The sequence below is a fragment of the Methylibium sp. genome (genome assembly GCF_013817345.1).
Lineage (GTDB): Bacteria > Pseudomonadota > Gammaproteobacteria > Burkholderiales > Burkholderiaceae_C > Methylibium.
On the sequence record NZ_JACDCW010000023.1, the window covers coordinates 25,881 to 44,910 of the forward strand.

Consider the following 19,030-nt stretch of genomic DNA (forward strand, 5'->3'; position numbering starts at 1 on the left):
ATGAGCGCACCACTACAGTTCGCCCCCGGCCTCACCTTGCGTGGCTTCACGCCGCCGCTTCGGCTGACCGACTTCAAGCTCATCGCCTTCGACATGGATTCGACGCTGATCAACATCGAGTGCGTCGATGAGATCGCCGATGCGGCGGGGCGCAAGGCCGAGGTGGCGGCCCTCACCGAGGCGGCGATGCGCGGCGAGATCGCCGACTACAAGGCCAGCCTGCGCCAGCGCGTCGCGCTGCTGAAGGGCGTGCCGGTCTCGGCCCTGCACGAGGTGTACGAACAACGCCTGCAGCTCAACCCCGGCGCCGAAACGCTGGTGCGCGCCTGCCAGGCCGCCGGCCTGAAGACGCTGCTCGTCTCGGGCGGCTTTACCTTTTTCACCGATCGAATCCGTGATCGACTGCAGCTCGACGACACGCGCAGCAACGTGCTGGAGGTCGAAGGTCGCAACGCCGACGAGCGACTCACCGGCCGCATGGTGGACCAGTCCTGGGGCGACATCTGCGACGGTGCGGAAAAGCGGCGCATGCTGCTGCAGACCTGTGAGCGGCTGAGGATCAGCCCCCAACAGGCCATCGCCGTGGGCGACGGCGCGAACGACCTGCCGATGATGGGAGCGGCCGGTTTGAGCGTGGCGTACTGCGCAAAGCCTGCGGTGCGGGACCAGGCGATGGTCTCGATCGACGAAGGGGGGCTGGCGAGGCTGCTCGAGTTGACCGAGTAGCTCTCGGCTCTCGGGACACGCAGGGAAATGCACATGGAAGCCAAATGGCTCGAAGACTTCTTGAGCGTCGCGCGCACGGGCAGCTTCTCGCAGTCGGCGATCGAACGCCACGTGACGCAATCAGCCTTCAGCCGCCGCATCAAGGCGCTCGAACAGTGGGTCGGCGTTGCGTTGATCGACCGCTCTTCCTACCCCACGCGCCTCACTTCGGGCGGGGGGAAATTCCGCGATGCCGCGCGGGAAGCCACGGCCTCGCTGTTCAACATGAGACAGGAGTTGCGGCAGTGACGATGGGCCCGGACCGCGCCGAACGCATCAACCCCTGCCGCACCGCTCTCGAGTCCGGCGTGCCGCTCGCGATCCATTCCGATGCACCAGTGACGCCCCTCGGACCCTTGTTCACGGCATGGTGTGCCGTCAACCGCCTCACGCCTTCGGGCCGCGTGCTCGGCACGGCCGAGCGCATTACGGTGCCCAAGGCGCTGCATGCGATCACGCTCGGCGCCGCGTTCACGCTCAGGCTCGATCACGAGATCGGAAGCCTGGAATGCGGCAAGCGCGTCGACTTCTGCGTTCTGGAAGACGACCCGCTGGCCGTCGACCCGGCCGCACTTAAGGACATTGCGGTGTGGGGCACCGTCCTGTCGGGCCGCATCTTTCCTGCCCGGCGGCACTGAGGCCCGTGTCGATCGAGCGACTGCCGCTGCTGGTTGTCGGCGGCTTCCTGGGCGCAGGTAAAACCACGCTGATCAACCACTGGTTGACCGAGACCGGCAAGCCACCGCTGCGTCTGGCCGTGCTCGTGAACGACTTCGGCGCGATCAACATCGACGTCGCCTCCATCGCCTCACGCGGCGGCGATGTCATTGCGCTGACCAACGGCTGCGTGTGCTGCTCCATCGGAGACGACCTGGCAGGCGCGTTGATGCGCGTGCTCGACGCGGACGTTGCGGTGGACGCGATCGTCGTCGAGGCCAGCGGAGTGTCGGACCCCTGGCGCATCGCGCAGATCGCGCTTGCGGAGCCGCAACTGGCCCTGGCCGGCGTCGTGGTGCTGGTCGATGCCAGCGTGGCAGCACAGCAGTCGCGCGATCCGCTGCTCGCGGACACCCTGGTGCGGCAGTTGAAGTCGGCCGACCTGGTGGTGCTCAACAAGACGGATCTTGCCGACGACGACTCGGCCACCCGGATGGCACGCAACTGGGTGCAGGCGCACGCGCCGTACACACCGTGCATCGCCCCTTCGGCGCCGGTGGTTTCGCTCGCCGAACTTCTAGAGGACCGCCCGGGGTTGCCGAGGCGAACGACCTCCGGTGCGGGGAGCGCTCCAGGCGAGCCAACCCACATCCATGCAACCGAGTTCGAGAGCTGGTCCATTCGGCCGAAGCACGCGTTCGACATGGAGGCCCTGCGCAAGCGACTCACCCGAATGCCGGCCGGCATGCTCAGGCTCAAGGGCTTTGTCCGTAGCGACAAAGGCGTGGTGGGGTGGGAGTTGCAGTTTGCTGGCCGTCATCTTTCGCTGCGCAAGGCGCCGTTTCTGGACGATGACGGCGTCGGCGTCGTGGCCGTCGGCCTGCGCGGGCAGCTTCCCCGCGCGGTCCTCGAATCGCTGTTCTCGTCGATCGACGCTCAGAGATGATGACAGCTCCGAGTCGCAAGGGACCACGCCCCCGCAACCTGCGCAGGTCTGCTGCAACGCGCGGTCGAAGGCGGCCAGCTCGCGCTCGCGTCCGATGAATGGCTGAGCGGCGCCCGGCGCGCGGCGTTCAGCGGCAGACTTCATTGCAGTGCACCTTGCGGAGCGCCTGCCCACCGTGACGGCGGCGATTGCATGCGGAGCAGTCTAGTGGGCAAGCCGTTGAGCAGGGATGCCGCGCCTGTTGAAGGGAATGACACCAGCCGTGCCGCTGCATGGCGCCGCCAGGTAGATCGCCCAGCGCCGATGTTGCGGCCCGCAAATTCGACTGCGGTCAGCAGCGGGGCTTGCTCCCGCCGGGATCGGCGGTCTTTGGACGTCGTTGCTGGGCTCTACCGGCACGGACACGCCGCCTTTCGGTCGGCAGCGCCTGGCCACAAAGCCATTCGCGTCGATGGGAAGCGGGCGTCGGCGTGATGACTCCTGCGGAGCAAGCAGAACAGCGGCCGGCCGCCCGGCTTCAAATGCCGCCGCAGTCAAGCCGATTCGAGGTTTATAACCCCCAAGGCGATCTTCCCAAGAACCAGGAAGCTTGGCGGTGATCGCCCTACCCTTCCCTTGAAGGCGGTCTGCCCGCCTCTATCCGAGTCGGAGATCGACAGCCCCGCCACCCGACACGCTTACGTAGGTCGATCAGTCTGCAAAGCACGCACGCACTTTTGCTTCACACGGCGGGCGTTACACCGGCAAGCTCAGGCTGTGCAGGGAACTGCTTGCGACCCCTTTTGCTGCCTGTCGAGTCGGCCGCACCAACTTCTGTAGTGCAGCGGTTGCAGCCTTTGGACGCCATCGCCGTTATTCACCGTCGCGGCGACATTGCGGCCGTTCGTTGGACTACGGCAAGTTCGTTTGGATGACCGGATTGCGAGGTACTCGCCGACCTCGCCCGCAGCTCCGAGAAGAAGTTCCAAGGCACTGCCCCTTTTGTTTTGGACGGAAACCTGCCCCAAGAAGGCTGGAGCGAGGAACACAAGCGCCACGCCTATTAGCACGAGCAGCAGCTTGTCGAAAACATGCCCTTGACCAGCGGGTCCAGCAACCACACGGCAGCGAGCTGATGCTGAGAAACACCGCCAGCCTCAGGCCGGCAACGCCGGAGCGGCCTATTCAAGCCGAGGAGGCCCTCCGAGCGAGTGGAGCGCCGTCTGCAACTGCGCCATGGACACCGGCTTTGCCACGTGGGCGTCGAAGCCGGCTTCCAAAGCCTTGCGAATATCGACGTCTCGCCCGTAGCCGGTAACTGCGATCGCAAGCAGGCGGTGACGAGTCGACAGCTTGCGCGCCGCAGCAACGAGCTCAAACCCGTCCATTTCGGGCATGCCGACGTCGGAGATGAGCACGTCGTAGGTCTTGGCGGCCAAGAGCGCGAGCGCTTCCTTGCCGCTGGGGGCGATGTCGACCACTGCGCCTTCGTACTGCAGGAGCATTGCGAAGGTCGACAGACTGTCATGATCATCGTCGACGGCAAGGACGCGCGCACCGGCCAGCCCGACGTTCGCAACCTGAGGAGCTGGTGGAGGGAAGCCAGCGGGTCTGTGCAGCGGCAAGGTGAGGACGAACGTGGTTCCCCGGCCAAGCCCCTCCGATTGCGCGTCGACGCGACCGCCGTGCGCACGCGCAAGCTCGTCGACAAGGGCCAGGCCGATTCCAAGGCCACCGCTATTCGTTCCGCCGCGCGCAGTGGGCTGGCTAGCCTGGCTGAACATCTCGAACACGCGCGGCAGAAATTCGGGCGCGATGCCGTTGCCCGTGTCGGTGATGCTCAGCTTTAAGTAATCGCCGTCTTCGCACAGGTCTACGCTGATCCGGCCCCCCGATGGCGTGAACTTCGCGGCGTTGCCGAGCAGGTTCCAGATAATCTGCTCAACGCGAACGCGATCGCAGTGGCATAGGAGGGGGGTCGCACCAAGCGTCATGGTGAAGGCGACGCCCTTCTTCTCCATGTCACCTGCTAGCGCCTGGCCCAGCGTGTGCGTTAGCTCGAGCAGGTCAACGTCCTCATACGCAAGGCTCAGCTTGCCGGTCTGGATGCGAGAGAGATCGAGGAGATCGTCGACGATCTTGGTCTGAGCGGAGATGGCCCTCTGGATGGTCTGGCCAATGCGCATGATGGGCGCGATGGACTGCGCCTCGGGCAGCCGCGTCAGCAGCTCGGCGTTGACCTGGATGAGGTTGAGTGGCTGCTTCAGCTCGTGCGACATCACGGCCAGGAACTTGTCCTTGACCTCGCCGGCGATCTGGGCGCCCGCCGAGACGTGCCTTTGATCGCGGAGCTCGCGTTCTGTGCCGAGCTGCATCTGTTTGGCCTCACTCACGTCGCGCGCGATCTTCACGAAGCCCGCGCCGGAACCGCTTTGCAGAGGCGTCACCACACCGCTGCAGAAAAATGTGGTGCCGTTCGCCCGCACGTGCCAGCGTTCATCCTCGGCACGACCCCTGTCGAGGGCGGTACGGCGCTCCACGGCTGGGGCCCCTGCTGCGCGATCCGAAGGGACGAAGAGCTGGTCGATGTTGCGCCCGATGATGTCCTCGGGTCGGTAACCGAAGATCGCCTCGGCGCCGAGATTCCAGGTGGTGATCACTCCACTTTCGTCGGTCGTCATCACCGCGAAGTCTTCGTTGACCATGATTGCGCGCATCAGCCTGTCCTCAGCCTCGCGCGCCCGATCCTGAGCGGCAAGCTGCTCCGAAAGGTCGACGAATGTCAGCACGGCACCTTCGATCTTGTTGCTGGTCGTGCGGTACGGCAGCGCCCGCGCGAGGTAGCGGCGGCCTTCGACGCTCTCGACCTGCCGTTCAACGGCTCGCAGCTCCTTGAAAGCGGTCGCAGCGTCCTCGCCGATTTCATCGAAGCGAAGGCGGCTGCGTATGTCCGTAAGCGGTCGGCCGATGTCGCTCGGGATCAGATGGAACAGCCTAGTTGCCTGTGGTGTGAAGCGCTTGATCCGCAAGCCGCTGTCGACAAACACGGTCGCGATGTCAGATGCGGACATGAGGTTCTTCAGATCGTCGTTGACCTGGGCGGCGTCATCAACCTTGACGCGCAGCTCGAAGTTGACCGTGCCGAGCTCCTCATTCATCGACTCGAGCTCTTCGCGACTGGTCTCGAGCTCTTCCGTAGCCGAGCGCAGTTCCTCATTGATCGCCTGCAGCTCCTCGTTCGCTGCCTTGTACTCCTCGGCGGAGACGGCAAAGCGGTCGAGGGTGTCCTGCAGCTGAGACTTCAGTTCCTTGTTATCCGCCTGTAGGCGCTCGAGCAGGCCTTCGCTGGCCTCGTCGGCGGTCACGCCCGAGACGCCAGTGGGCAGGCCGCGCCATGGTTCGAAAACGATCAACCAACGTCGCGGCTCGTTAGACGTGCCCTGCACAGGGTGCACGGCAATCGACAGCTCGCGCTGCTTCCCATCCGCCTCGCGCTCCACCCGCGCATGCGCCAGACACTGCGTTTGCTCGGCTTTGAAAAGTGCGGCGCGAAGCTCGACGCGTACGTCGGGCGCGACGTTTGCGAGCAAATTGTCGCTCGGCACGCCGTCGCTGCGGCCGACAAACTCGGCGGCGCCCGGAGACATGTGAAGGATCTCGTACTCGCCGTTAATGAGCGCACTCGGCGCCGAGACGTTCAGGAGCGCCAGCTGGTGCTGCAGCATCGCCGCATCAGCCGATTCGCCGGGCACCGGCACAGGCGCGGGCTGCCGCGGCGCTTGAGCGAAGGGGGTCGGGGAATGAAACGCCACACGGGGCGTTCGGATCGCGCCGGCGTTGGCCCTGAAGATCCGCCGTGCCTTGTCAACTGGCGTGAACAGGTCGCCACCGGAATCCGCAGATTCCGAATCGCCGAGAAAGAGGAAACCTCCCGGCTTCAGGGCATAGGCGAACGTCTCGAGGGCGGCGGCCTGCGCGACGGTGTCAAGGTAGATCAGCACGTTGCGGCAACAGACCAGGTCCAGCTTTGAGAAAGGCGGGTCGCCCAGGAGGTTGTGCTTGGCGAACAGCACGGGGTCGCGGACCGAATGGACGACGCGGTACTCCTCGCCCTGTTGCTCAAAGAACTGCGTCAGCCGCGACGTCGATACGTCGGCGGCGATGGCGGCGGGGTAGGTGCCGCGCCGGGCGACGGCCAGTGCCGCTTCGTTGATATCGGTCGCGAAGATCTGCACGTTCACGGGCTGTGCGCGCCGCTCGGCCGCCTCCTGGAGCAGCATGGCAATCGAGTAGCCCTCTTCCCCCGTCGCGCAGCCCACGACCCAAGCTCGAAGGTCTTCGCCGCTTCGCACGCCTTCGAAGAGCTGCGGCACGACCTCGCGCTGCAGTACCGCGAATGCCTCCGGGTTGCGGAAGAAGTTCGTCACGCTGATCAGCATGTCCTGCAAAAGCGGCACCGCTTCCTGGGGGTTGCCAGCCAGGAAGTCGCGGTATTGAAGTAGGTCGGCAGCGCCATTGACTTGCATCCGTCGGGCGATCCGTCGCAGCACCGTCGAGCGCTTGTAGTGCCTGAAATCGTGCCGCGTGTGGAAGCGCAACAGCGATAGGATCTCGGCCACCGGACCCTCGGCCCCTGCACCTCGCTTCGGTGCTTGAAACGGGTCTTGTGGCGTGGACGTCGGCTCGGCGGCTGCCACCGGCGAGTTCGTAGCGAGGTGCCAGAGCTCGACAAGGCGCGGGCCGATCTCCGCCGCGGGCAATACCAGGTCGACCAACCCGGTGTCGATCGCCGAGCGTGGCATCTGCGCAAACTGGGCTTCCTGCGGGGCTTGGGCAACCGACAGACCGCCCATTTCCTTCACCCGACCGACCCCGATGGCCCCATCGCTTCCCGTGCCGGAGAGCACGACGCACATTGCTCGCTCGAGGTGGACGTCGGCAAGGGCTCGAAAGAAGACGTCGATCGCCGTTGAGGGGCGGCGCCTGCCGCTGGGCACGGCCGGCTGGACGTGGCCGTCATCGGTCACCAAGTTGACCCCTGGGGCGATCACGTAGACGTGGTCACGCTCTAGTGCAGTGCACGTGAAGTTATAGAACTTATCGATCTCGGCATACTCGTACAGCCCAGGAGGCTGGAGCGATGCGTGTTGCCAAGACGATCGAGCTGGACGAGCACACCGAGCGGGAGCTTCGTGTGCTGTCCAAGCGCCGGCGAGTGGAGGCCCGGCTTCAGCAGAGGGCGCTGGTTGTCTTGCTGGCCGCCAAGGGCTTGCAGAACAAGGACATCGCTGTGCAGGCGGGGCTTGATCGCCGCCAGGTGGCGCTGTGGCGTCAGCGCTTCCTGGACGGCGGCATCGATGCGCTTCGCAAGGACGCGCCGCGCACGGGTCGGCCCGCCACGGTCACAGGCGAGATGGAGTCGCGGATCGTGCACGCCACGCTGCATGACAAGCCCATCGACGCCACCCACTGGAGCACCCGCACGTTGGCCGAACGCCTGGGCGTGGGTGCCACGACCATCCGCCGCGTTTGGCGCAGCAACGGCCTGAAGCCGCACCTGAGCCGGGCGTTCAAGCTCTCGCGCGACCCACGCTTCGAGGACAAGTTGCTGGACGTGGTGGGCCTGTACATGAATCCGCCCGAGCACGCCCTGGTGCTCAGCTGCGACGAGAAGAGCCAGATCCAGGCGCTCAACCGCACGCAGCCGGGCCTGCCGATGAAGCGCGGCCGTGCCGGCACCGTCACCCACGACTACAAGCGCCATGGCACGACCACGCTGTTTGCGGCGCTCAACACGCTCGACGGCAGCGTGATCTCGCTGTGCCAGCCGCGGCACCGCCACGGTGAATGGCTCAAGTTCCTGCGGCTCATCGACCGCCGCACGCCCAAGCACCTGAGCCTGCATCTGATCGTGGACAACTACGCCACGCACAGTCATCCCGACGTGCAGACGTGGCTGGCCCGGCACCCGCGCTTCGTCATGCACTTCACACCGACCAGCGCGTCGTGGCTGAACATGGTCGAGCGCTTCTTCCGCGACATCACCGACAAGCGCATCCGACGCGACAGCTTCACCAGCGTGGCAGAACTGGAGCTGGCCATCGATCTGTACGTCGCCCATCACAACATCGATCCCAAGCCGTTCATCTGGACCGCCCGCGCGTCCGACATCCTGGCCAAGGTCACGCGGGCAAAGGCCGCACTCGTCGCCTCCGCAAAATAAGTACAGAACAGAGTGGCGCACTGCACTAGCGCGGTCCTTTGCACGACCTGTATCACTGGCATCGACGTCGCGCGGCCCAGGATCGCGGCGATGTGGCTCTCGTGGTCGGGAGAAAGGTGGATCACTACGACGAACGCCATACCCGGGTGCTCGGGCAGCGCTTCGAACAGGCTCAGAAGGGCAGGCAATGCGCCCGCGGAGCCGCCGATGCCGACGACCGGGAAGTCGAGATGGCTGACCTGCTTCAGCGGGTCGCCTGCCTCGACCGCGGCGCCGGTTCGGGTGGAGCGAAGCGGCTCGGTGCCGAATGTAGCGGGCTCTTTAGACATGGTCGCCGGTCATGCCGTTCGCTAGCGAGTCGCTCGACGCGGCTTTACCCGAAGCAGTGAAGAAGTGGTTTTGCGAGCAAGGCGCGCGCCTGCGGCACGAAGCCAGGCAAGCCGCTTGCTGAGACTTAGAGCATTCGGAGAGCACTGTGAACCAGATTGTTGTAATCGGGGCGTCCGCCGGAGGTGTAAAGGCATTAACCACGCTAGCACACAACCTTCCCCGCAACTTTCCGGCGGCGCTCGTCGTCGTTCTACACGTCGGCTCCTACCGGAGTGTCCTGCCCGGGATACTGACGCGCGCCGGACCGTTGCCTGCGACACACGCTCGGCACGAAGAGCGCGTCGAGCCGGGCCGGATTTATGTCGCGCCGCCGGATCATCATCTTCTCCTCGCCGACGAGCGGCTGCAACTGAGCCGCGGCGCGAAAGAGCACCACTCCCGGCCGGCGATCGATCCGCTCTTTCGCTCGGCGGCGCTGGCCTACGGACCGGGCGCGATCGGCGTGGTTCTCACCGGCAGGCTCGATGACGGTACCGCTGGCCTGCAGGCGATCAAGGAATGTGGCGGCACAGCCATCGTCCAAGATCCTGATGAAGCGGAGGCGCCCGACATGCCGGCCAGCGCTTGCCGCTTCGTTAACGTCGACCATTGCGTTGCCCTCGCCGCATTGCCGGAGCTACTGGTGACGCTGACGAAGCGCGCGCCAGCCGCCGCCCACCAACCGCAACGCCAGTGGCCTGCCCACGAGCAGGCGATCCTTCTCGCCGAAGGGGACCCCATGGAACACCTCGGCGCGATTGCTACGCCCTCGAGCTTTGTCTGCCCCGATTGCCACGGCTCGCTTTGGGAAATCGTCGATGCGCAGCCTCGCCGATTCCGATGTCATACCGGCCATGCCTTCACAATCCGCACCTTGCAGGACACGCTGGCGACGACTTCGGACGAATCGCTGTGGAGCGCGCGCCGCGCCCTCCAGGAACGCCTGCTCTTGCTGCGCGAGATGAAGCGATCGGTCGAACCGGAAACGATTCCACACGCGACGATTGAATCCGCCGTTTCACAGCTTCAACACCAGCTGAACCAGCTCGAGCGACTAATGGAGCAGGCGCCCGATCCGCTCGAATAACACCAACGGGCACAACGGCAGAGGGCGCTTCATCGCGCCCAGCTCTCCGTTGAGAGCCTACCCATTCCGAGCAGCGCTTAGATTAGGCGCCGAACTCCGCAGTTGCGCCTGAGGAGGGCAGCCGGTCCTCTCGCAAAAGGGCTGCGCTTCCAAGAAACACGCGGGTGGTCACCACTGCTGTTGGTGGCCGCTGTCATCCAACCTCCAAACCCGACCGGCGGCACGGAGTCTAAAGGTGAGAGTCGAGCCGCGTCACGAGCGGGCCGCTTTGCAGTGGTTGCTGACGCTGGCCGTCGGCGGGCGAACTCACGCTGGCTGCCACCAAGCGGCCGTTAGACCCAGCGGACGACGCTGAATCGAATGGCGGCTGTCGAACCTGCTGCGGCCACAGCACTCTCACCAGGCCGCTCTCCGTTGCCTTCTGGATGCGATCCAGACCGCATCTTGGTTCAGGGTGGAACAAGTTCGACAAGACGTGCGATCGCGAGGCTGCCCTGTGCTTTTGTGGGCAGCAAAAGAGCGGGCCACAGGGCGGAATGCCCGTTGCCCGAGCTTTCGGCGGTCGCTAGACCGCTCTGTCGCCGCGTAGCTCGAGGAATTCGGCCGGCGTGGGACGGCGACCGCCGCCGCGCTTCCGGCGCGAGGCCGATGGCGGCATGACTTACTGTAAAAAGGTCTGCGCAAGTGTTGCCACATCGCTCGGAGGCTGACCTTCTGATTGTCAAAGAGGTACGCCCTTTGGACGGCCCAGCTAGGACGGGGCTGCAAGCGCCCCTTAAACGAGGGGGCCGCCCGATAGATCTAGGCTCGCCAGTTGCCACCTAATGCCACCGACACCGATCCCGCCCCCAATGGAGTTCACATGACCAAACGATTCGCTCGACCCCTCGCCCTCGCCGCCGTCCTGCTCTCTATCGGGAGCGCGGCGAACGCCCTCAGTGTGATCGCCAGTCCGTCCGGCACTGGCACCAACCTCGTCAACAACGCCTGCAACTTCGGTACGACCGACACGGGCAACAGCGTAACCGGCTGCTTGAACAACGACCAGAATCAGGTCGTCACGCTCAGCTCGGACGAATCGTTGACTTACGAGGCGGGCGGACAAGCCTTCATCGCGGGCACGGACAGCCCTTACTCCCGCCTGTCGATCGCCGTAGAAGGACAGGTCATTGACCTGCTCGTGCTCAACATCAACGCCTCGGAGGACGGTTTCGTGTCCTTCAGCGATGGCCTCGACACCTCCTCACTGTTCTCGCTCGATGCTAACGGCCAGAACTTCTTCACCATCACCGGCCCCTTCCAAACCCTGAGCTACACCACCTTCTCTGACCAGATCGGGACTGAGAGCGATATCGTGGCCGACACCCGGCAGGTGCGCTTCGAGCTCGGGGACGCCACAGCACCGATCCCGGAACCGGGCACCTACGCACTGATGCTCGCCGGCCTTGGCGCCATGGGCTTTATGGTGCGGCGGCGCAAGAAGCAGTAGGCCTCTCTATTGGCGATAAGCTCCTAGCCGGGCTTTCCGCCTCTCCCCGCCTAGGTCGAGTTTGGAGAGGGAACGGCAGTAGCGCGGGCGGCATGACTCCCGAAAGGGCGGCGCTCGCATCGCCCGGTTAACGGGTTTACCTCCTCGTCATCTAGCTGCTGCGCCGCGGGCGCCACTGCCCGTCGGCCGACCGCTTTTCAAGCGCCCGAGCAGCATGCCGAAGGTCGGGCCTGAGGCTGAAGGAGCCGGCGGCCTACTCGGCAGCAGCTAGCGCCCGTTGCGCAGCCCGCGGGCGTTGAGGGATGAAACACGAGATCAAACGCAGCTACCAGCTCGGCAAAGGCATGCTTGCGATTGACATCTGTGGAGTCAAGGATCCGCAGGGAAACCTAATCGGCAAGAGCGCCCTTCAGCGATGCAGGCCGTAGATCATCCCCGAGCCGCGGCCAGCCGCGACACCGTCTCTCCCAGCGCTTCTGGCTCGACCGGTTTCGTCAGATGACAATCAAAGCCGGCCTCCATGGTGCGGCGGCGGTCCGCGTCCGCGCCCCAGCCCGTCACTGCGATCAACTTGACGCTGGCATGCGCTGGGTCGGCGCGCAGGCGCCGGGCCACTTCGAATCCATCGATGCCAGGAAGCCCCAGGTCGAGCAGAACGACGTCCGGCCGGAACGAGGCGGCGTTGAGGATGCCGGACTCTCCGTCAGCGGCGCCTGAGGCCTCGAACCCCATCGTTTCCAATAGAACGAGAAGCGAAGCAAGCCCATCGACGTTGTCTTCGACCGCGAGCACGCGCAGCTGGGTGTTCGAAGCAGCGTCGCTGCCCCGCTGGGCAGCCTCGTCATGAGTCAAGCTACCCCGCACTGCTTGCAGCGGCTCCTGCAGCGGCAAGTCGATGGTGAAGGTGGTCCCTTCATCAATGCCCTTGCTGAAAACCTTCACATCGCCGCCGTGAAGTTGCACGAGCGTTTTCACCAGCGCAAGACCTATGCCCAGTCCACCCTGGGAGCGGTCAGCACTGTGCTGAAGCCGAGCGAACATTTGGAACAACTGCCCCTGTTGTTCGGGCGGAATGCCGATGCCGTTGTCCGACACCTCGATCGCCACACGCTCGCCCGTGCGCCTGGCCGCGAGCCGGATGTGACCGCCGTCCGGCGTGTACTTCGCGGAGTTGCTGAGGAGGTTGCCGATCACCTGCACGATGCGCGCGGGGTCAGCCTCAATGACGAGATCCTCGGCGGGCAGCCGCAGATCGAGCGTGTGCCGGGCGGCTTCAAGTGCCGGCTGGACCGTCTCGACCGCCTGTTGCATCAGGCTACGCAGCGTGACCGGTTCGCGCTTGAGAGTGATCAAGCCATTGTTGACTCTCGACAGATCAAGCAGGTCATCGACCAAACGCGCCATGTGGCTCACCTGTCTCTCCATCACGGCTTGCGCCCGCAGCGCCTGATTGCTCCCCGGAGGGACCTTGCGGAGAATCGCGTTCGCATAGCGCATGGGCGCGAGCGGATTGCGCAGTTCGTGCGCCAGCGTGGCGAGAAACTCGTCCTTTCGACGGTCCTGTTCCAGCAGCTTTGCGGTATCGCGTACACGCTCGATGTGTGCCCAGCAGCGCTCGACCACCTCGCTGACGATGGCTACCTCGTTGTCCGTCCAAAGGCGTGGCTGCGACTGATGCACCGCCATCATGGCCACCAGCCGCTCATCCTTGACCAAGCCCGCACAGATGATGGCTTTGATGCCGATGGCGTTGAACATGAGCGCACCGCCCTCGTCGCCCAATTCGCGGTCGACGTCGCCCACCACGAGGTTGATGCCCTTGTGCAGGTTGGCGACCGCCTGGGGCCCGAACAGCAACAGCGAATACGTGCCGACGGAGCTAGCTACCCCGGGCATGGCCCAGTCGTTGCGGATGTGGAAACGGTCGCTGTCGGCTTCCACGTCGGCGTACGCCGTGCGCGTCGCGCCGAGATGCTCCCCCAGCAGGCGCGCTGTGATGCCCATGACCTCCGTCGCATCGACGACGCCACGCGAAGCCACGCTCAGGCGATCGAGGAAGCGCAGGTGAGACTCGCTTTCCTGCCGCAGCTCCTCGGCTCGCCTGCGCTCGGTGATGTCGACGCAGTACCCAACCCATTCGACCAGTCGCCCGTCTTCGAACACCGGAGCACCTTCGGCAGCCACCTCACGGTACTGACCGTCGTGGCGGCGAAGCCGGTACTCTGCGACGAAGCGGCAGGCGTCAGTGACGGCCTGCCGCCACGCTTCAACGACACGAGAGCGGTCGTCTGGGTGAAGCGCATCAAGCCAGCCGTTGGCCTCGTAACTGGCGCGCGATTGTCCGGTGAAAGCCGCCCACGAAGGGTTGTCGACATGGATGACACCGTCGGGTCCGGCCGTCCAGACAATCGCAAGCGTCGTCGTTGCCAGTGCGCGAAGGCGCTCGTCTTTTCTTCGGTACTCGCCGCCCGCTGGGTTCATTGCTTCTAGCATGCGATCAATCATGCCTTAGCACCGCCCTGGGCGCGCTCCCGTCGGGCGGGATAGTCGTCTGGTCCATGTTTGGCTATCGTTGCCCAGCATGTGGAAATGCGCCTCGCGCACGAACACTTGGTCTTGGAAGGCTCAGAGGCCAACTACTCTTTCGTGGTCGGCTTTTGGCCCAACGCATGCGCCTCATGCGGTATCAGCTTTAAACATCCGGAAGGCCGCAGTGAGGCCTAACCCGTTGTTCCAGCGGACCGGGAGCTTGTAACGGTTTCGTTGACACTCTGACTTAATGATGGAGTGTTCGATGGGAATGCCTGGGCCTCAAAAGATCAACCGATATGGCGTCGCGTTCAAGCTCTAGGCCGTGCAGATGAGCAATCAGCCCGGCGTGCTGATCAAGGACGTTGCCTAATCGCTGTGCATTCAAACGTTCATGCTGTCGAAGTGGCGCAAGCAGGTGCGCGAGGGCGAGCTGGTAGGCAAGCCACCGCCGCTCGAGCCGGCTGCCGTCGCAGAGCTTCAGCGCCTGCGCGAAGTCGAGCAGGAGTTCAAGCGCTTGCAGATAGAGCATGACCTGAAAAAAAAGCTATCCAGTTTGCCTCAGATCGAAAGCGGAAGTCTTCGCCTTCATCGCGGCAAACCGGCACCCTGCGCGGTCAAGATGATGTGCGTGATGTGCGGCGTCTTAGCTGAGTGCTATCGGCAGTGGAAGCGCGGCCCGGGCTGGCGCCACTTGCAGCACTTCATGCAGGACCGTGATGAGTGCTTCGTGCAGGCGTTCCTTGCCGATCACCTGGCGTACGCCAAGCCGGGCTGCCTCGGCTCGAAGCGCATCCGAGATGTAGCCTGAGGTAATAACGACCGGCAGATCGGCGCGCAGCCGCAGCAGTTCTCCCACCACGTCGAGGCCCGATAGGCCCGGCATGTTGAAGTCGGTGACCACCGCATCGAAGCTGGAAGGCGCTTTGCGTACGGCCGCCAGCGCCGCTGTGGCATCCGGACAGACCGTCACGCGGTAACCGGCGCGCTGCAGCAAGCGCTCGACGGTGAGGAGCATCACCTCGTCGTCGTCGAGGTAGAGCACATGCCGGCCCCCGGCGTCGGCGTGTTCGACACGGGGCGTGGGTACACAGGGAACGCCGGGGCCTTCCGGTTGCACCGGCAGGAAAATGCGAAAACAAGTGCCTCGGCCCGGAGTGCTATCGAAGTTAATGGCACCGGCACAGGACGTGACGATCCCATGCACCACCGACAGTCCCAGTCCGGTGCCCTCGCCGGCCGGCTTGGTGGTGAAAAAGGGTTCGAAGGCGCGTGTGCGCGTCGCCTCGTCCATGCCTTGGCCGGTGTCGCTAACTGACAGGCGCGCGTAGTGGCCGGCAGGCAGGCCGCTCAGGCCCCGCGCCGCCAGTTCGTCGAGGGTGACCGCGTCCAGGCTCACGTCGATACAGCCGCCGCTCTTGCCCAGCGCGTGCCAGGCGTTAGTGCACAGGTTGATGACGACCTGCTGGATCTGAGTGGCATCGGCGCGCACGAAGAGCGGCGCCCCGGCCAGCGACGCATCGAGCACCACCCCGGCGGGCAGGGTTGTGCGCAGTAGCGCGAGCACCTCCTCGATGAGCGGCCGCAGCGGCTGACTCACCAGCACCTGCGGTTGCTGGCGACTGAAGGAGAGAATCTGGCGCACTAGATCGCGCGCACGCCATCCGGCGCGCTCGATCTGCAACAGGCTGCCATGCGCCGCATGCGTGTCGCCCAACTCAGCGCGCGCCAGGACCAAGTTTCCGAGGATGGCGCCAAGAATGTTGTTGAAATCGTGCGCGATCCCGCCGGCCAGGGTGCCGAGCGACTCCATCTTCTGCGACTGACCCCGCTGCGTGGCGAGCCGGGCGCGTTCAGCCTCGGCGTTCTTGCGGTCGGTGATGTCTTGCAGCGCGCCGTGCAGGCGCACGATGTTCCCGGCTTCATCGCGCTCGGCATGACCGATCTCGCGCACCCACAGACGCCGGCCAGCAGCGGTGACGAACTCGCCTTCGACGTCGAAGGGGCTGCCGTCGGAAGCGCAGCGTCGGAACGCCTCGGCCACTGCCTCGCGCCATGGCGCTGCATAGAGCCCGATCACGTGCTCGAACATGACTACGGAGCCGACCGGCACGTCGATCACCCTGCACAGTTCGTCGGAGCGCGTCAGACGGCCGTCGGCGAGTTCCAGCCTCCAGCCGCCAAGCTGCGCGGCTCGGCTGGCTATGCGCAGCAAGCCTTCGCTGCGCCTGAGCGCCTCGTCGGCACGCGCGCGCCAGGCCGCGTCGGCTAGTAGCTTGGCAACGCCTTGCAGGAAATTGACCTCGTCGACGCTGAAGTCGCGCTCGCGGTTGGCCCAAGCACACAGCACGCCCCAGGGCTCGAGTTCGCCAGGAATAGCCAGGCTCAAGCCGCCGATCGCCCCATGCTCGGCGAGCACGCGGCAGTCGGCGATGCGGCCGTCGCAGCGACGATCACGCACCGCCAGCGGCTCCGTGCTGGCCAAGCTGCGACGGGCGAGGGCTCGCTCGTCGAGGTCGAAGACGAGATCGCCGACGGTGCTGCTCTTCAGACCGCTGCCCGCGACGAGCCGCCAGGCGCCGGGCTCCGGCAGCCATTCGAGCAGCAGGGCGAGTTCGACCTCGAGGGCCTGAGCGCTGGCCGCCACCGCGCTGGCGCGCAGCCGGGCAAGTGGGACGCCAGCCAGGGCCTCCTGAGTTAGTCGGGTGAGCGAAGCATGCAGGCGCGCGCGTGTCTGGCTCTCCAACAGTGCGCGCTTGACGGCGCTGACATCGTGCGATAGGGCCAGCGCCGTAACGACCTCGCCTGAAGGTGCGGTCTCGGGTACTAGGTGCGACTCGATGTGGAGCTTGCGGCCATGTAACTCGATCTCGAACGCGATGGTTTCGACTTGGCCGGTCTCGAACACCCTGCGCAGCCCGCTTTCCCACACGTTGACCAGGGCCGGCGGCAGGCCGCATTCGGCGTGTGTGCAGCCGATGAGTTCTGCCGCCGGCTGGCCGGTGAGTTGCTCGATGACGCGGTTCACATAGAGGTGGCGCAGCTGCCGGTCGAAGCGGGCCACCGCCGTGGGCAGGTTCTCTGCCAGCGATCGGTACTGCTGCTCGCGATCGCGCAGCGCCGCCTCGGCGGTGGCGCGATCGCTGCCTTCCAGGGCCAGCGAGACGAGGTTGGCTAGGGCGAGGACAAAGGTCTTCTCGTCCTCCTCCCAATGCCGCGGCGGGCCCACATGCTCGTGGCAAAGCACGCCGTCGGCCTGACCGCGCAGGTGAATGGGCGCGTCGAGCATGGAGCCGATGCCCAACGGCCGGAGGTAGTCGGCCGAGAACTCGGCGGTGCTGGGGTCCGTGTGCGCGTCGTCGGCCGCAATCACCTCGGTACGCGATAGCGCCGCGAAATAGGCGGGATGCGCCGCGGCGGTCAGTTCCATGCCGGCCGAATGAACGTCGGTCAGACGATCGTAGAGATCCATGCAGTGGATTGCCGCGCGGTCGGGTGTATAGCGCCACACGCTGACGCGCGCCACGTCTAGCGTGCGTGCGGCGACTTCAGTGATGCGGCGGAACGCACCGGGCGCGTCGTCAGCGTTGGTGCGCGGTCCCATCATGAGCGCCAGCAGGGCGTCGCGCTGCCGAACGAAGCGATCCACGCGTCCGCGCTGCGCCGTTTCGAACGCACGGCGCGAGGTGATGTCGCGGATGAACGCAGTGAAGCGCGGCGGCGACACGCGACCCAGCCGGGTCACCGTGAGCTCGACCGGGAACTCGCTGCCGTCGCGCCGCAGGGCCTCGAATTCGGCGCGTCGGCCTAGGACCGACGTCTCGCCCGTAGCGGAGTGCCGGGCCATGCCGTCGCGATGCCCCTTGCGCAGCCGCGGCGGAATCAGCATCTCGGCCATCTCGCGCCCGAGCACCTCCGCGCGCGGGTAGCCGAACATCTTTTCGGCTGCCGGGTTGAACTCGAGGATTCGGTCGTCGCAGTCGATGCTGATGATGGCGTCAAGCGCTACGTCCACCAGCGCAATATGGCGCTCCTCGCTGTCGCGCAGCGCCTGCACGACATCGCTCAGCTTACGGGCCGCCTGCTCGTGGGGGCATTTAGGGGGCTGGCCGGAGCCCGCGGGCGAATCGCTCTTCATCATCTTCGCTCGGTCTCGGTGCCTGCTCGCCCTGGTGACTGCCGCCAGTGGGTTCATCATCGAGCTTATCGACAGCAGGTCGGCCGGCTGTACAAGAAAGAGTGCCTCCTCGAACGCTTCGTGACCGAATTGGCGCCACCGCGGCACCCGCACGCTGCTTCTCGGGTGTAGATCAGCGCCGCTTTAGTGGCGGTGCAGCGGGTATCGACCCTGAACAGTCCCTAGCGAGCTCAAGCCAATCGATGCTTCGCGAGGGTTGCGGCCGGCGACTGCCGCACCATCAGCTACGGTCCGGGCCACATTGCGGTCGTTCAAGCCCAGCCGGCTGCGACGCCAAGGGCCGGTGTCGGACCTACTGCAGAACTAGCCAGCAGCAGCGCAGGAACTGTGCCTTTCAAAGCTCGGGCCGACGATTGCTGCTCACGGCGCCGAATCCACGCACGCGAACCCAAGCAAAAGTTGAAGGTGCGCTCTAAGCGGCGGCTTCGCAGCGGAAGCGGTCGTTCATCGGGTCCAACTTGAGGGTCCGCTCACAGTCGAGGCTGTGTGAAAACGCCTTGATTGGCTGAGGTGATCGCCTAAGGTGAGGCAACGCGACTTGGGGCGGGCCACATGAAGCGATTCATCGAAGGCGAGGAGCGCAGCCAGATCACGCTGCTGCCAGAGTGTCTGGACGACTACATCGCAGACGACAACCCAGTGCGAGTCGTTGATGTCTTCGTCAGAGGTGGCTCCGGTTGTTCGAACACCGAATCGGCTTCGATAAGTGGAGCCCTGCGGGTTTGATATCGGTGGAGAGTTGTCCACGGCGGCGGGCGGGCGTCGTTTGCGACGAACGCACGACCGAC

At 65.2% G+C, this 19,030-nt stretch carries 11 protein-coding genes and 2 pseudogenes; 8 read left to right on the forward strand and 5 right to left on the reverse strand.

Annotation, left to right across the window (positions count from 1 at the left end):
* The 4 genes and pseudogenes from serB (at nt 1) to H0W40_RS06540 (ending at nt 2,368) form a co-directional block, all read left to right on the forward strand.
* Complete coding sequence (gene serB / locus H0W40_RS06525) at nt 1-726, forward strand: phosphoserine phosphatase SerB (protein ID WP_292444472.1); 726 nt, start codon at nt 1-3, stop codon at nt 724-726.
* Between the two features lie 33 nt (nt 727-759).
* Nucleotides 760-933: pseudogene (locus H0W40_RS06530) on the forward strand (LysR family transcriptional regulator); the annotation flags it as partial.
* Between the two features lie 77 nt (nt 934-1,010).
* Nucleotides 1,011-1,403 (forward strand): annotated as a pseudogene (locus tag H0W40_RS06535) (amidohydrolase family protein); the annotation flags it as partial.
* Between the two features lie 5 nt (nt 1,404-1,408).
* Nucleotides 1,409-2,368, forward strand: a complete 960-nt coding sequence (locus tag H0W40_RS06540) for a GTP-binding protein (RefSeq protein WP_292444474.1) — start codon at nt 1,409-1,411, stop codon at nt 2,366-2,368.
* Nucleotides 2,369-3,528: 1,160 nt separating this feature from the next.
* On the opposite strand, the gene H0W40_RS06545 is transcribed toward H0W40_RS06540, so the two are convergent.
* Nucleotides 3,529-7,470, reverse strand: a complete 3,942-nt coding sequence (locus H0W40_RS06545) for a CheR family methyltransferase (protein WP_367153753.1) — start codon at nt 7,468-7,470, stop codon at nt 3,529-3,531.
* Between the two features lie 17 nt (nt 7,471-7,487).
* On the opposite strand from H0W40_RS06545, the gene H0W40_RS06550 reads away from it, so the two are divergent.
* Nucleotides 7,488-8,570: an IS630 family transposase gene (locus H0W40_RS06550; RefSeq protein WP_292444477.1), complete on the forward strand. Its 1,083-nt coding sequence runs from the start codon at nt 7,488-7,490 to the stop codon at nt 8,568-8,570.
* On the opposite strand, the gene H0W40_RS06555 is transcribed toward H0W40_RS06550, so the two are convergent.
* Complete coding sequence (locus H0W40_RS06555; protein WP_292444479.1) at nt 8,468-8,899, reverse strand: chemotaxis protein CheB; 432 nt, start codon at nt 8,897-8,899, stop codon at nt 8,468-8,470. The genes H0W40_RS06550 and H0W40_RS06555 overlap by 103 nt on opposite strands.
* Nucleotides 8,900-9,045: 146 nt before the next feature.
* Between H0W40_RS06555 and H0W40_RS06560 the strand changes: the two genes are divergently transcribed.
* Both H0W40_RS06560 and H0W40_RS06565 read left to right on the forward strand, forming a co-directional pair.
* Nucleotides 9,046-10,026 carry a chemotaxis protein CheB gene (locus H0W40_RS06560; RefSeq protein WP_292444482.1) on the forward strand — a complete coding sequence of 327 codons (981 nt, stop codon included), beginning with the start codon at nt 9,046-9,048 and terminating at the stop codon, nt 10,024-10,026.
* Nucleotides 10,027-10,888: 862 nt separating this feature from the next.
* Nucleotides 10,889-11,515, forward strand: coding sequence for a PEP-CTERM sorting domain-containing protein (locus tag H0W40_RS06565; protein WP_292444484.1), 627 nt, complete (start codon nt 10,889-10,891; stop codon nt 11,513-11,515).
* Nucleotides 11,516-11,944: 429 nt separating this feature from the next.
* On the opposite strand, the gene H0W40_RS06570 is transcribed toward H0W40_RS06565, so the two are convergent.
* The 3 genes from H0W40_RS06570 to H0W40_RS06580 form a co-directional block, all read right to left on the reverse strand.
* Nucleotides 11,945-14,020 (reverse strand): ATP-binding protein, encoded by a 2,076-nt coding sequence (locus H0W40_RS06570; protein ID WP_292444487.1) that lies wholly within the window; start codon nt 14,018-14,020, stop codon nt 11,945-11,947.
* A 271-nt stretch (nt 14,021-14,291) separates the two neighbouring features.
* Entirely contained in the window at nt 14,292-14,576 is a 285-nt protein-coding gene (locus tag H0W40_RS06575; RefSeq protein WP_292444490.1) for a hypothetical protein, read from the reverse strand.
* 114 nt (nt 14,577-14,690) lie between these two features.
* A complete protein-coding gene (locus tag H0W40_RS06580) occupies nt 14,691-18,185 on the reverse strand; it encodes a PAS domain S-box protein (protein ID WP_292444492.1) in 3,495 nt (1,164 codons plus the stop codon).
* Between the two features lie 609 nt (nt 18,186-18,794).
* On the opposite strand from H0W40_RS06580, the gene H0W40_RS06585 reads away from it, so the two are divergent.
* The gene (locus tag H0W40_RS06585) at nt 18,795-18,968 is read left to right on the forward strand and encodes a hypothetical protein (RefSeq protein WP_292444500.1); all 174 of its coding nucleotides are present in this window, start codon (nt 18,795-18,797) and stop codon (nt 18,966-18,968) included.
* Nucleotides 18,969-19,030: the final 62 nt, after the last annotated feature.

Excerpts from the sequence above, each read along its gene's own strand:
- serB (WP_292444472.1), top strand. The coding sequence starts at position 1 with ATGAGCGCACCACTACAGTTCGCCCCCGGCCTCACCTTGCGTGGCTTC.
- H0W40_RS06550 (WP_292444477.1), top strand. The coding sequence starts at position 7,488 with ATGCGTGTTGCCAAGACGATCGAGCTGGACGAGCACACCGAGCGGGAG.
- H0W40_RS06555 (WP_292444479.1), bottom strand. The coding sequence starts at position 8,899 with ATGTCTAAAGAGCCCGCTACATTCGGCACCGAGCCGCTTCGCTCCACC.
- H0W40_RS06565 (WP_292444484.1), top strand. The coding sequence starts at position 10,889 with ATGACCAAACGATTCGCTCGACCCCTCGCCCTCGCCGCCGTCCTGCTC.
- H0W40_RS06570 (WP_292444487.1), bottom strand. The coding sequence starts at position 14,020 with ATGATTGATCGCATGCTAGAAGCAATGAACCCAGCGGGCGGCGAGTAC.
- H0W40_RS06575 (WP_292444490.1), bottom strand. The coding sequence starts at position 14,576 with ATGCTCTATCTGCAAGCGCTTGAACTCCTGCTCGACTTCGCGCAGGCG.
- H0W40_RS06580 (WP_292444492.1), bottom strand. The coding sequence starts at position 18,185 with ATGATGAAGAGCGATTCGCCCGCGGGCTCCGGCCAGCCCCCTAAATGC.
- H0W40_RS06585 (WP_292444500.1), top strand. The coding sequence starts at position 18,795 with ATGAAGCGATTCATCGAAGGCGAGGAGCGCAGCCAGATCACGCTGCTG.